Below are 13,198 nucleotides of genomic sequence, written 5' to 3' on the forward strand. Positions count from 1 at the left end.
GAGGCGGCGCGGGTAGCGGCTTCGGCGGCGGAGCGGCGGCGTAGCCAGCACCCGTTCCAGCGGCGGCCCCGACGGAGTGTTCGTCGAGGTCGCCGTTTTTGGCGCGAGGTCGTCGGTCTGCCTCCTCGATTCTGGCACGAATTTACGGGTATGGCACAGATTTTGCAGCAAGAGTAAGGCCGTGAATCGCAAGCAATAGCAAAACGCCTGGTCGCGAAAACGTCTCCGCCCAATTTCCCCAATCGCTTCTGCCCAACCCGTAAATTTGTGCCAGATTTTTCAAGGTCGAACCGTTGGTAGCCGATTGCATTTGTCGTTCGCAGGTGTGTGAAATTCAGGAACAGCTGGCTCTTTGTCTGCGTTATCGCATATCGCTGGCTCATCTCTAGTAGTGCGGGATTTCGGAAATCCCGTGGGTTAGCCTTCGAACATGGCTTCGCGCATATCTGTTGCGTGATCGATTCGATGTGGTTTCGGGCCACTACCAGTAAGGCGATTATCGCCGTCGAAGATGCCATGAGCAAGACGTAGGCCTATTCCGCGATAATCTTACGATCGGAACCTGCAAGGGCGTCGAAGCGGGCTTGCAGGTTCCGACCATGCATCCGCATCCTGGGCTTCGCCTCATGGTTCCGATCTCCTTGCGGAAGCGTTATCGTCCGGGAAACAGCAGCCGGCGTTCTGCGGCCAGATCGTTCACCGTTTCTATCTGCTTGGCGGTCTGACGTTGGACGGCTTCGATGAAGCGCTCGTCAAGCTGGGCGTTGAGACTCAACACGTCAGCTATGTCATCGAGGAACCCGTCGAGTGAGGACGAATCGTACCACGACAGGTCCTCCACGAGCGCCAGCTGCTGAGAAGGATAGGGGCGAAACGGATGGGCCTCCCACAAGTAGCGCCCATGCTCCAGCTCGTCCGTGGTCGCGCGGCTGTAAAACCCGCATCCGTTGTCGAACAGGGGTGCCACCCGATACCGATCGAGGGTCTCCACCTCGCGCATCAAGCCGAAGTTGTGCGTATGGCGGTCGAAGTTCGCCATAAGATGGTCGGCAACGATCATCTTGCTCACGGCGCGTCCGAGGTTCGACACGCCCAGCGCTTGCCCGGCTTCAAGGTATCCGCGATAGAGGTCGCGCCCCTCCGTCACTCCGGAGGCGGTAAGCACATCGGCTGCGGGGATGAGCTCGGTTTCGGACGTTATGAAGGTTGGGCACGTCGAATAGGCGCGCCCGTGCCGCTCGGTCAGCGAGTATGCAACGAAGTCTTCATCGTCCAGGAGCCGTGCGAGCAGCTTGGTTGCCAACAGCTCGTTGTACGGCTCGCGGTTCTCGTTGCCCGTTCCGCTTTTCACCAGGAGGTTCGTTCCGTCGCGGTGAATCCATGTCTTCGACAGCATGCCAGGCGTGGCGGTGTCGGGCGAGTGGGTTATGCGGGCGGTCGAGGTTCCTGCAGGGGCAGAGCCGCCGAGCAAGGTTTCGCCCAGCGCTTCTTCGTAACCGTTTTCGAAGTAATTGACGTCATGCCAGTCCACGTCGATATCAACGGGCTTGAACCAATACTGATCGGACAGATTGAGTCCCCAGGAATCGAACATGAGGTCGATGCCATGTCGGGCTGCCAGCTCGCGCAACACGGGGGCGAGGTTCGGACGCATATCGGGAATGGAGCGTGAGGCGATCCATGCAGCTAAATCGTATCGGTTCGGCGTTCGCTCTCGAAGGCCGATGCCTAATGGCTTCCAGGCGATTCCTTCGCGCGGCACGATATCGGCCGTTTCGCGCGTGCGTCGGTTGTACACGAAATCGAGCACCGGATGGTTGCGATTCATCAGCGTGAACGGGGCGAGGTTGCGCTCGTTCTTCTCGTTCATCTTCGGGCGGCCTGCGGTTCTGCCCCGCTCGGCTCGCTCGTGGACGGAGCGCTCGTCAAGCATCCAAGATCGTCCGAATCGCTGGGCCTCGAGATCTCCAGACGCTACAAGCGCGTTCACGCGTCTCATACTGATGCCCAAACGCTGCGCCGCTTCCTTGGTCGTGTACATGACTCCTCCCATCCGTTCATTTCCTAAAATTATACCAAACAAAGAATAAATAATTCTCAGATGCTGTAGAAAAAATATTCCTTAATCGGAACATTTTCTGGAGGTGCCTGACGGTCGTATGGAACACTTGCGCGGTTTTGTCCCGAAGGATTTGCTCCTTTCGTCGAATCGGTGACCCTTCGCCGGAAAGCTTCGCGCGCTTTAGCCGATTGGAGTACAATGGGCGAACGAATAAGGAACGAACCCGCACGTCAGGCTGGGGCCGGGCGCCATGCAAGAAGGGATGCGAACATGGCAGACATCACCGAAGTGGATTACATCTGGAAGAACGGGGAGATGATCCCCTGGGCCGAGGCTACCACGCATGTCTTGTCCCACTCGCTGCATTACGGCTCCGGCGTGTTCGAGGGCATCCGCTGCTACCAGAATCCCGAGACGAAGAAGAGCTACGTCTTCCGTCTGCGCGACCATATGGAGCGCCTGCATCGCAGCTGCAAGATCTCTCTGATCGACCTGCCGTACTCGGTGGACGAACTGTGCGACGCGACGATCGAGCTTATCCGCAAGAACAACCTGCCGTCGTGCTACATCCGTCCGATCGTGTACCGCGGCTACGGCGTGATGGGCGTCGATCCCACCGGCGCCCCCACCGACGTGGCTATCGCCGTGTGGCCGTGGGACACCTACCTGGGAGACGGTGCGCTCGACAACGGCGTGGCCGTGGGCGTGTCGTCGTGGCGCCAGCGTACGAACAACTCCATTCCGCCTGCGGTTAAAGCCACCGCTTCCTACATGAACTCTATCCTGGCTAAGCTCGAGGCGAAAGAGCACGGCTATGTTGAGGCCATCATGCTGAACGAGGCGGGGCTCGTGTGCGAGGGCACCGGCGAGAACCTCTTCGTCGTGCGCGACGGCATCTTGTCCACGCCGCCGCTGTCCGACGGACTGCTGGAGGGCATCACGCGCGACACGGTGCTGTGCCTGGCCGACGACCTGGAGATCCCCGCCATCGAGGAAAGCCTCACGCGCAGCGACCTCTACATCGCCGACGAGGTGTTCATGACCGGCTCCGCCGCCGAGCTCACGCCCATCGGCAGCGTCGACGGCCGTGTGGTGGGCAAGCCGGGCGAGATCACTCGCTTGCTGCAGGATCGTTTCTTCGCCGTGTGCTATGGCAACATCGAAGAGTACTCGGAATGGCTGACTGAGATCTAAGTCATAGGTTGGTATGTCGCGAAGCCCCCACCGTCCGCTGCTTGCGGCCGGCCGGAGGGCTTCGCTTTTTGAGCGAAGGAGCGCCTCTGTGAATCGAATCCTCACGTATGACAGCACGCTGCGAGACGGAGAGCAGTGCGAGGGCATCACGTTGTCGCTTGAGGACAAGCTGCGCATTGTCGAGCGCTTGGACGCGTTCGGCGTCGATTTCATCGAGGGCGGGTTTCCGGCATCGAACCCGAAAGACATCGCGTTCTTCCAGCGCGTGCAGGAGATGCCGCTTAAGCATGCGCGCATCGCGGCGTTCGGCTCAACGTGCAAGAAGGACGTCGCCGCCGAGGACGACCGCGGGCTGGCCGACCTCGTGGCCAGCGGCGCCCCGGTGGTCACCATCGTGGGCAAAACGTGGGACGAGCAGGTCACGCGCGCGCTGCTGACCACGCTCGACGAGAACCTGCGCATGATCCGCGATTCCGTGGCCTACCTCAAGGCGCAGGGTCTCACGGTGGTGTTCGACGCCGAACACTTCTTCGACGGCTACAAGGCGAACGCCGACTACGCGATGGCCTGCGTGCGCGCGGCAAGCGAGGCGGGCGCCGACTCCATCGACCTATGCGAGACGAACGGCGGCGCGCTGCCTCACGAGGTGGATGCCGTCGTGGCCGCGGTCGCGCGCGAGCTGCCCGGCCAGCAGCTGGGCATCCATTGCCACAACGATTCGGGCTGCGCTGTGGCGAACTCGCTTGCCGCTGTGCGCGCCGGCGCAACCCAGGTGCAGGGCACGGTGAACGGGTTCGGCGAACGCGTGGGCAATACCGACCTGCTCACCGTCATCGCCGACCTCGAGCTGAAGATGGGCTGCACGTGCGTGGGCGAGGAGCGGCTGCGCGACCTGACCAGCGTGGCGCAGTTCGTGGCCGAAACGTGCAACCTGTCGGTGCCGAACCATCATCCCTACACGGGCGCGTCGGCGTTCGCGCACAAGGGCGGCCTGCACGCCAGCGCCATCGCGCGCTTCCCCGAGGCCTACGAGCACACGCGTCCCGAGGCGGTGGGCAACACGCAGCGCATGCTGGTCAGCGAGCTGGCCGGCAAGGCATCGCTCATCGCGAAGGCGAAGAACTTGGGCATCGATCTGGCCCAGCACCCCGACAAGACGCAGGAGATCCTGGACGACATCAAGCGCCGCGAAGCGGTGGGCTACTCCTACGAGGTGGCCGACGGGTCGCTTGCGCTGCTGCTGCAATGGCATCTCGGCGCGTACCGGCCGCACTTCACGCTGGAGAGCTTCCGCGTCATCGTGGACGACCACGAGGACACCGGCGCGCTGGCGAAGGACGCCATGTCGGAAGCCACCATCAAGATCCACGTGGGCGACCAGCGCTTCGTGGCCACGGGCGAGGGCGCGGGTCCTGTCGGCGCGCTGGACAACGCGCTGCGCATGGCCATCGTGGCGTTCTATCCTGAGGTGGCCGACATCGAACTGGTGGACTACAAGGTGCGCATCCTCGACGAGAACGTGGGCACCGACGCCATCACGCGAGTCGTCATCACCACGCGTGACAAGCGCGGCAGCTGGGGCACGGTGGGCGTGTCGGAGAACATCATCGAAGCATCATGGAATGCGCTGGTCGACTCCATCGAGTACGGCCTGATGCGGATTGGGGAGTAGCATGAGCGATCTCAGAACGCCCGAAGTCGAAGACCTCCTGCGCGTGTTCGCGGCGCTCGACGACGAAGACGTGATCTTCTCCCTGCTGGAGGACTTGTTCACCATTCGCGAGATCAAGGAAACGTCCCAGCGCCTGGCCGTTGCGCGCCAGTTGGATGCCGGCAAGTCCTACTCCGCCATCGAAGAGGCCACCGGCGCGTCGGCCACCACCATTGCCCGCGTGTCGAAGTGCCTGAGCTACGGTGCCGGCGGCTACAACGCCGCTCTGAACGTCCTGGACGACGCCGAGAAGAAGCGCCGCTAGCGCATCGGTTCGCAGCCCGAAGAGCTCCGCTGCGGCTGCATACGGGACGGCGGGCTCCTCTGGTTTCTTACGCGAACGGCGTCTCCTGCTCGGCTTCGCGCAGCAGGGCGGCTCGGGCTTCCACCAGGTCGAGCAGTTCTTGCTGGGTGTGCACGCCCAGCTTGTGGTAGATGCTCGACGTGTGGCTTTTCACCGTCTCCTCCGACACCACCAGCTCCTCGCTGATGTGTTTGCGGTTGCGACCGCGCGCCAGCAGCGCGAGCGTGTCCGCTTCACGCGGCGTGATGCCGCTCTCGACCACGATCACCTGCACGGCGGCATCCAGGCTATCGTCCGAACGCGCGGTTCCGCCCGGTTGCGCGATGCCCCAGCCGGTGGTCAGGTTGAGGTTGCTCATCATCAGCAGCGCTGCCATCAACAGCACGAACGAGACCACCGTCGCCATCACCTGCATCCAGTAGCCGGCCTGCTCTTGTTGGACGAGTATGCTCGCGGTCGATCCTCCGATCAGCTGTCCCAGCATGAGGCAGCCTGTGGGCAGCGCCACCACCCAGGTGGCGGGCAGGTTGAACGTCTTGGTCAGGTAAGCGCACAGGCCCCACATGATGAGGTGCACGTAGCAGAACCCGACGAACTGCACCGACTGCCCAAGCGCCGGGATGGCGCCAAACAGCGCGATGAACAGCGCGCCGGTTGCCATGATGCCGAATCCCACCTGGTAGATCAGGTGGTTGAAGTCCATCTTCACGAACACGGCTGTCAGCAACAGCAGCAAGGCGGCCACGACGAAACTCAGCGCGTTCAGCAGCACGGTGTTCGACCCGTCCGCCTGCACCACGGCGCTGCCCAGCAGCACGCCCAGCGCGAGGCCGTGCAGCAGCGCCGTGACCAGGAACTTGTACGGGGTTCTCAGGGTGGCGTTCATGCCGTGGTCGAACAGCGTTTTGCGCGGGAAGCTGCGCATGGCCCGATACCAGCAGACGGAGAGCGGCACCGGGATCGCAACGAACAGCACCTGCCCGAACGCAAGCGGCAGAAACGACAGCAGGCAGATGAGCAACGCCGAAAGCAGCATGGCCACGATGCCGTGGAACAGCACCTCGCGCGGCCCCAGGTAGCCGAACACGCGCCCCCATTCGATGAGCAGGCACGCCGTGCCCAGTCCGATGCCGAGCGATCCCAGCGCGTACAGCGCGGCGCCCGTCGCCTGCGCGAGCGAGGCGTCGCACAGCTCGATCCACAGGTACGACAGCAGCGCCCCGCACGCCATGACGGCCGCGATGGCGCCGATGTACCAGCGTTGCCGGAACACGACGTTCGTTCGCTTGAACCACGCGCCCAGCGTGAAGTACGCGACGGCACTCACGCCGACCGGCCCGATCCACGAGGGGAACAGCAGCCCGGACTCCAAAGCGACGGAGGGGAAGAACAACGGCCCCTGGAAGGCCATGTTTACCCACGTCCAGTACAGCGTGAGCGCCGCCAGCAAGAACGGCCTCGCCGCGATGCTTTCCGCAAGCCGATGCAGCACGAGCGAGCGCTCGCGCTGTTCGTTGATGAGCGCATGGTGATTCATGACCGAGTCCCTCCCCTTGATCAAGCGCGTCTCACGGTACGCTTCGGTAGAACATCCGTCCTCCCCCGAGCCGGGGGAAACCGTCGTTTCGAGCCGCTTCCCCCGCTGACGGGGTGGCGTTCGCGTCGTTTCGCTCGCACACTGGCCCTTGACGGATCGCTTGCGAGCGTAGGCAACACAGCATAGCGCAAGGGGGGCTGATCCGCGCCGCTCGATGCGAGGGAACAAGGCGGCGAAGGGACGAATCATCAAGGAAGGGAGTTCGATATGTTCAAGAACACTGCGGGCGAGGGCGTGCGGATCGATATGTCGCGCCGTTCGTTTCTGACGGGCGTGGCCGGGGTGGGCGCCATCGCGGCGCTCGGCGGTTTGGCGGGATGCGCGCCGTCCCAGGAGAAGGCCGACACGTCCAACGCGAAGGCGGATGCGGCATCCGGCCCGAAGACCTACGACAAGGTGGACAAGACCTACGACACCGATCTGCTCATCGTGGGCGGCGGCGGCAGCGGCCTGGCCTGCGCGGTGCAGGCGGCGCTCAACAAGACGAACTTCATCCTCATCGAGAAAGGCTCCGAGCTGGGCGGCAACGCCAGCTTCGTCGAGGGCATGTTCGCCATCGAGTCGAAGATGGCCGAGGAGCAGGGCATCCACGTGACGCCGTCCGAGATCATCGAAGCCGAGCTCGAACGCGGCCAGCATCGTCAGAACGGCGCGCTGTGGATGGACCTCTGCACGAAGTCGGCCGAGAACATCGAGTGGTGCCTGGAGCAGGGCGTCATGTACAGCGGCGTCATCGACGAGTACAACGGCGGCCTGTACCCCACGTTCCACTGGTTCAAGGACGGCAAGTGCAAGATCGGCTACGTCGACCCCATGATCAAGCGCGTGGACGAGCTGGGCATCGAGGTGCACCTCAACACGGCGGCCACGTCGCTCATCCAGCAGGACGGCGCCATCGTGGGCGCGTATGCGGAAGGCGACGATGGCGTGGTGCAGTACAACTGCAAGGCGGTCGTGTTCGCCACCGGCGGCTTCGGCGGCAATCCCGAGCTCATCAAACAGCAGGGCTGGGACATCGAGAACCTGTTCGTGGTGGGTTCGTCCAACGCGGCGGGCGACGCGTACCGCATGGCGCTGGAGGTGGGCGCGAAGGACTTCATGAACGACTCCGCGCAGAGCATCCTGTACAACATCCCCGCGCTGCCGCCCATCGACTTCCACAAGGACGCGCTCAACCCTGTGAACGGCTACTTCGGCATCGCGGCGGGCGGGCCCGTGCTGTGGGTGAACGAGGACGGCGACCGCTACACGCGCGAGAACCTCACCGACGACAACCTCGTGCTGCAGTGCATTCCCGGCAAGGGCAACTTGGCGAACTACGCGGTGTTCGACCAGGGCATCTTCGACACGTTCTTCGGCACCACCGACGATGGCCGCGCCATGTTCGAGGACGCGGTGGCCGGCGACAAGACCGAGACGCTGTTCAAGGCCGACAGCATCAAGGGGTTGGCCGATGCGTGCGGCCTCGATGCCGACGCCCTGGCGAAGACGGTCGAGCGCTACAACGAGCTGGCGAAGAAGGGCAACGACGACGACTTCGGCAAGCCGGCCGAGAAGATGGTCGCCATCGAGAACGGGCCGTTCTACCTGGCCAAGCTGGGATACAGCTTCTTCTTCGAGGTGGGAGGCATCGCCACCGACAAGCAGCGCCGCGTGCTGGACGTCGACTCGAAGCCCATTCCCGGCCTGTACGCCATCGGCAACGACGGCAACATGTTGTACCGCCACGTGTACACCATCAACATGCCCGGCACCGCGTTCGGCAACCAGGTGAACTCGGGCCGCGAGGCTGCGAACAACGTTGCGGAGTTCCTGAAGGCGTAAATCCACTCTTTTCCGAAGCTGGGGCGCGGAATCTCTCCCTCCTCGCCGTCGTCCCGGCTTCGGAATTCTGCGTCTGGGCGCAAACGGGCACCCATGACAATTATGCGAGCAGAAAAGAGCCCCAGGCGGCGGAAGGATTTTCTGTCACCTGGGGTTTCTCTAGTTGCTCTGCGAGGGCGGCTGCCGTTTCGCCCTCCCGGATTGTCATGGGTGCCCGTTTGCGCCCACGACATGGGATTGCTGCGTCGGATTGTCATGGGTGCCGTTTTGCGTCCATGACATGGAACCTTGCGGCGCGCGGAATGGCTCGCGTCACCCGGCGACGGGCGCCGCGTCCTCGTCCGGCCTTGCGGGCGGTTTCGCGGCGCTTCCGTCGCTCGACCCGCTCGCCGGCAGCGCCACGGGATCGCCGTACTCGTCGATCGTCCCGTTCGCACGGCCCTCGATGTAGGCTGTGCGCGCCTTGCCGCGCCTAAACGTCACGGGCGCCTTCCCCGAGCTCAGCTGGTAGCAGTACCAGAACACGAACGGGATGCCGATGATGCCGTTCGCCATGCCCCACCAGTACATCACGTCGGGGCTGAACCATGCAGCCGAGTTCATGATGGTGGGGAACAGCAGCGGGAAGCAGCTGCGCAGCAAGAGGTGCGCGCCCAGCGTGTAGATGCGCCCGGTGATGTACAGCTCGGGACGGCGCATGATGATGGGGTACAGCTCGGCCGCAGCCAGGATGCAGCAGGTGGACGCGAAGAACTCGTGTCCTTCGGCGTACACGAAGCACGCGTTCCACGTGGTGTACAGGAAGTTCCACATGGGGACAGTGTAGGACAGGATCTCGCCGTGGCTGGACGTGTCGTACTTCCAGTACTTGTCGCCGAACGGCATGGTGACGCACAGGATGAAGCCGGCCAGCGCGTTCATCATGTTGCCCATCTGCATGTCGCGCAGCGTGGCCTCGGCAATGTTGCAGAACACGATGCCGTACAGCGTCCAGCGCACCCAGCGTTTACGCATGAGCCGCCAGAACGGCGTGTCCTTCTGCTGCACGGCGGCGATGCGGCCCAGACCTGCGAAGATGAGCGGCAGGATGACGGAGAGGTTTTTCGCCCACCGGAACCAATCGTCTCCGGGGATGTTGATGATCCATAGCGGAATGGTGACGAGCGACACCACCCACACCCACATGGACGTTCGATAGTGCCGTCGCATGAACTCGGTCAGCAGCATGAGCAGCACGGTGTACACGACCATCGATATGGGAGTGATCCAGACGGGCACGGTCATGAGAAACCCCTTTCCCCAGGTAGCGCTATTATTGTCAGTCTATCATCGGGGGTGGTGCCGCTTCTTTCACAAACGACCTCTTGATGTGAAAGACTTCCACGCCCGAGCTTCGTATACTCGCTTCAAGGCGCTGTGCGTCGTCGATGGGACGAGGGCCATGTGTCCGAACTGCCGCCAGGCAACGGCGGGAAACGAGGGAGCGAAGGGGGCTTCATCATGGGTATTCTGTACCAAGCGGCCGACCCGCTGTACTGGGTCATTTGGCTGTTCATTTTGTTCGCGCTTATGGCGTTCAACGAGTTGGGACGCACGTCGCTGTGGGCAGGCATCGCGCTGTTCGCGGTTGTTCCCATCGTGCTGACCGTCTTCGTGTGGCCCATCACGGCGGCTCCCGGCAACGAGTACGGCACGGGCACGTGGTTCAACTGGGTGAAGACATATTCGGCACTTGCCGGCTGCTTGGGCTTCATGGCGCTGCGCTTCGTGAAGTGGCGCGGCGCGGACGGCACGACGCACCACCTGTACGAGAAGCGCTGGGCGCTGTGCTTTCCGCCGCTCATCCTGGCCGTCAACATCGCCGAGGCCGTCGTTCGCGACTTTCAGGTGTTCAGCTTCGGCCTGTGGCAAGGCGGCGTGGTCGAGAACCTGTGGACTATGTCGGGTCCCTGGAACATCATGAACGGCATTGCCGGTATCCTCAACATCGTCACCATCTGCGGCTGGTTCGGCATCTTCATCTCGAAGGATTCGTCGAAGGACATGATCTGGCCCGACATGATCTGGGCGTGGATCATCGCCTACGACCTGTGGAACTTCGCCTATACGTACAACTGCATCTCCGACCACTCGGCCTACGCCGGCCTCGCGCTGCTGCTGGCGTGCACTATCCCCACGTTCTTCATCAAGAAGGGCGCCTGGTTGCAGCATCGCGCGCAGACGCTGGCGCTGTGGATCATGTTCGTGATGACCGTTCCGCAGTTCGCCGATGTGCTGGCGCCCATTCCCACCACGCACAACCCTACGGCGTTCTTCGCGGTCAGCTTCCTGGCGCTTGCGTCGAACGTGGCGTTGGCGGCGTACCAGTTCCGTAAGATCCGCAAGCTCAAGTTGAACCCGCTCAAGGACGAGCTGTACGCCGACACGAAGTCGTATCAGGAGCTCGAAGAGGCAAACCGCTAGAGAACCCCGTATAATGGACGCCAAGCGTAATCGTTGCGCGCGGCGTCCATGCGCGCCTGAACGCAGGAGGGCGCGATGCGGCTCGACAAAGAGAATCAGGGAATCCGCCCGCCGGGGCGCGAGCGTTCTGCGGTCGAAAGCAGGAGGCTCGGCGGCCCGGCGGGCGAGATCATGCTGGCGGCGCGCACGTTGTTCGAACGGCGCGGGGTGGGGAAGACCACGGTGAAGGACATCGCCGCCGAGGCGAACGTCACGCGCGAGCTGGTGTACTACTACTTCGAGAACAAGCAAGCCGTCATCGATGCGGTCATCGACGATTATGTGGAGGACCTCGTGGAAAGCGTGCTCGTGTGGAACGAGTCGCGCGTGTTCGGCGACACGGCAGGGTCGCTGCGGTCGTGCATCGCGGCGTTTCGCCGTGCACTGTACGACGCGAACGGGCTTCGGCCCATGATTCGCGTGTTGGAGGAGCTGGGCGTGCGCGACGCCTTCGACGTGCGCGCGGTGCGCGAGACGGTGGATTGCCTGAGCGGTCGGGTGCTGGTCGAATACGCCGAGTACCATCAGGTCGAGATCGAATTCGTATACGAGATGTTCTGCGTGGTGATCTTCGGGCTGGTAGGCCTCGTGAAGATCGACCCCGACATCAGCGACGAGGCTCTCATGAAGGTGGTGGAGCAGACGCTGCACCTCGACATGGAGCCGCTTGCGCTGGATGTCTCGGCCAAGCGGCAGGACAGCGCATCGGTTTAGGCACCCCCCCTGTTCTTTTAGATGACGCCAAAATCGTGTATTCATCTGCGACTACGTTCAGCGCGTGGAGATCGCGTGACCGTTACCCGGTCGTGCTATAGTTGTTGCGAATTCGTTGTTCGCTGCGGTGCCGAATCGTCAAAATACGAGCATGAGAGTCAAGCATGAGGCATACGCGGCGGATTCGAGGAGGTTTTGCATGACTGATTTCACGCGCGGCCTCGATCGCCGCACGTTTATATTTGGCGCGGCTGCCCTGGGTGCGGCCACGCTGTTGCGGCCGACGCTCGCTTTTGCCGAGCCCACGTCCGCAGACAAGTTCGCCGAGGCCGATTCCGTTCGCGCTCGCATCAACGAGATGCAGGAGCAGCTGACCATCGCCGGTGAGAACTATTACAAAGCGCTCGACGAGCACGAAGCGGCCGTCCAAGCCGTTGCCGACGCCCAGGCGCGCATCGACGAAGCGAACGCCCAGATCGCCGAGTTGCAGGACAAGCTGAGCAAGCGGGCGCGCAGTATGTATCGCAGCGGCCAGACCACGGCGCTCGACGTCATCTTGGGAGCCACGACGTTCGAGGAATTCGCCACAAGCTGGGATTTGCTGAACGATATCAACGACAACGATGCCGCGATGGTGCAGCAGACGAAAGACCTGCGCGCCGAGGTGGAGGCGGCGAAGATCGAACTCGAAAAGCAAGAGCGTATCGCTGCCGAAAAAGCCGAAGAGGCGGCGCGCATCAAAGCTGAGGCAGAGCAGACCATCCAAACGCTGGAAGCCACGCTGCAACAGCTTGACGCCGAGGCTCAGGCGCTGCTGGTCCAGGAACAGGAAGCGGCACGTGCTGCCGAAGCTGCCGCTGCGGCAGCCGAGGTCAAGCGCACGTACGCCTACAGCACGCCGAGCGCGTCCATCCCGTCCCAGGGCTCGGTGGTGGACTACGCGCTGTCGCGCATCGGCTGCCCCTACGTGTGGGGTGCCGCCGGTCCGAACGAATTCGACTGCTCCGGATTGGTGACGTGGGCATACGCTCAAGTGGGTATTTCGGTGCCCCATCAGACCGAGTCGATGTACTATGCCGCCGCCGCGCGTTTGCCGGTCTCCGAAGCGCAACCCGGCGATGTGCTGTGGATCAGCTACGGCGACGGGTACAACGGACATGCTGGCATCGCCTGCAATGCCGGGGGCACGCACTACGTTCACGCCCCCACGTTTGGCGCGCGCGTGCGCGATACCGATCCGCTGAGCTGGGCCGGGTTTACGCATGCGCTCCGATTCGCATAAGAAGGAGA

10 protein-coding genes are annotated in these 13,198 nt (G+C 62.9%); 7 read left to right on the plus strand and 3 right to left on the minus strand.

Features of this window, described 5'->3' with window-relative positions:
- Positions 1 to 652: 652 nt before the first annotated feature.
- On the minus strand, positions 653 to 2,041 hold the full coding sequence (locus tag HMPREF1023_RS09185; protein ID WP_227101014.1) for a helix-turn-helix domain-containing protein: 1,389 nt from the start codon (positions 2,039 to 2,041) through the stop codon (positions 653 to 655).
- Between the two features lie 291 nt (positions 2,042 to 2,332).
- Here HMPREF1023_RS09185 and HMPREF1023_RS09190 point away from each other — a divergent pair, with 291 nt between their 5' ends.
- The 3 genes from HMPREF1023_RS09190 (at position 2,333) to HMPREF1023_RS09200 (ending at position 5,232) form a co-directional block, all read left to right on the plus strand.
- Positions 2,333 to 3,256, plus strand: coding sequence for a branched-chain amino acid transaminase (locus HMPREF1023_RS09190; RefSeq protein ID WP_009305975.1), 924 nt, complete (start codon positions 2,333 to 2,335; stop codon positions 3,254 to 3,256).
- A gap of 88 nt (positions 3,257 to 3,344) precedes the next feature.
- Positions 3,345 to 4,928, plus strand: coding sequence for a citramalate synthase (gene cimA / locus HMPREF1023_RS09195; protein WP_009305976.1), 1,584 nt, complete (start codon positions 3,345 to 3,347; stop codon positions 4,926 to 4,928).
- Between the two features lies 1 nt (position 4,929).
- Positions 4,930 to 5,232 carry a YerC/YecD family TrpR-related protein gene (locus tag HMPREF1023_RS09200; protein WP_009305977.1) on the plus strand — a complete coding sequence of 101 codons (303 nt, stop codon included), beginning with the start codon at positions 4,930 to 4,932 and terminating at the stop codon, positions 5,230 to 5,232.
- 67 nt (positions 5,233 to 5,299) lie between these two features.
- Here HMPREF1023_RS09200 and HMPREF1023_RS09205 read toward each other — a convergent pair whose 3' ends face one another.
- Positions 5,300 to 6,808, minus strand: a complete 1,509-nt coding sequence (locus HMPREF1023_RS09205; protein ID WP_009305978.1) for a response regulator transcription factor — start codon at positions 6,806 to 6,808, stop codon at positions 5,300 to 5,302.
- A 267-nt stretch (positions 6,809 to 7,075) separates the two neighbouring features.
- Here HMPREF1023_RS09205 and HMPREF1023_RS09210 point away from each other — a divergent pair, with 267 nt between their 5' ends.
- Positions 7,076 to 8,692, plus strand: coding sequence for an FAD-dependent oxidoreductase (locus HMPREF1023_RS09210; protein ID WP_009305979.1), 1,617 nt, complete (start codon positions 7,076 to 7,078; stop codon positions 8,690 to 8,692).
- Positions 8,693 to 9,004: 312 nt separating this feature from the next.
- Here the strand turns inward: HMPREF1023_RS09210 and HMPREF1023_RS09215 are convergent, their stop codons facing one another.
- A complete protein-coding gene (locus HMPREF1023_RS09215; RefSeq protein WP_009305980.1) occupies positions 9,005 to 9,976 on the minus strand; it encodes a hypothetical protein in 972 nt (323 codons plus the stop codon).
- 216 nt (positions 9,977 to 10,192) lie between these two features.
- On the opposite strand from HMPREF1023_RS09215, the gene HMPREF1023_RS09220 reads away from it, so the two are divergent.
- The 3 genes from HMPREF1023_RS09220 to HMPREF1023_RS09230 all read left to right on the plus strand — a co-directional run bounded on the left by HMPREF1023_RS09220 (position 10,193) and on the right by HMPREF1023_RS09230 (position 13,190).
- Entirely contained in the window at positions 10,193 to 11,155 is a 963-nt protein-coding gene (locus HMPREF1023_RS09220; RefSeq protein ID WP_009305981.1) for a DUF5692 family protein, read from the plus strand.
- A 75-nt stretch (positions 11,156 to 11,230) separates the two neighbouring features.
- The gene (locus HMPREF1023_RS09225) at positions 11,231 to 11,908 is read left to right on the plus strand and encodes a TetR/AcrR family transcriptional regulator (RefSeq protein ID WP_009305982.1); all 678 of its coding nucleotides are present in this window, start codon (positions 11,231 to 11,233) and stop codon (positions 11,906 to 11,908) included.
- A 199-nt stretch (positions 11,909 to 12,107) separates the two neighbouring features.
- On the plus strand, positions 12,108 to 13,190 hold the full coding sequence (locus HMPREF1023_RS09230) for a C40 family peptidase (RefSeq protein WP_009305983.1): 1,083 nt from the start codon (positions 12,108 to 12,110) through the stop codon (positions 13,188 to 13,190).
- Positions 13,191 to 13,198 lie beyond the last annotated feature (8 nt).

It is taken from the genome of Eggerthella sp. 1_3_56FAA (assembly GCF_000185625.1).
GTDB lineage: Bacteria > Actinomycetota > Coriobacteriia > Coriobacteriales > Eggerthellaceae > Eggerthella > Eggerthella lenta.

Coding starts and splice junctions, on each gene's coding strand:
- HMPREF1023_RS09185 (WP_227101014.1), bottom strand. CDS start 2,041: ATGTACACGACCAAGGAAGCGGCGCAGCGTTTGGGCATCAGTATGAGA.
- HMPREF1023_RS09190 (WP_009305975.1), top strand. CDS start 2,333: ATGGCAGACATCACCGAAGTGGATTACATCTGGAAGAACGGGGAGATG.
- HMPREF1023_RS09200 (WP_009305977.1), top strand. CDS start 4,930: ATGAGCGATCTCAGAACGCCCGAAGTCGAAGACCTCCTGCGCGTGTTC.
- HMPREF1023_RS09205 (WP_009305978.1), bottom strand. CDS start 6,808: ATGAATCACCATGCGCTCATCAACGAACAGCGCGAGCGCTCGCTCGTG.
- HMPREF1023_RS09210 (WP_009305979.1), top strand. CDS start 7,076: ATGTTCAAGAACACTGCGGGCGAGGGCGTGCGGATCGATATGTCGCGC.
- HMPREF1023_RS09215 (WP_009305980.1), bottom strand. CDS start 9,976: ATGACCGTGCCCGTCTGGATCACTCCCATATCGATGGTCGTGTACACC.
- HMPREF1023_RS09220 (WP_009305981.1), top strand. CDS start 10,193: ATGGGTATTCTGTACCAAGCGGCCGACCCGCTGTACTGGGTCATTTGG.
- HMPREF1023_RS09225 (WP_009305982.1), top strand. CDS start 11,231: ATGCGGCTCGACAAAGAGAATCAGGGAATCCGCCCGCCGGGGCGCGAG.
- HMPREF1023_RS09230 (WP_009305983.1), top strand. CDS start 12,108: ATGACTGATTTCACGCGCGGCCTCGATCGCCGCACGTTTATATTTGGC.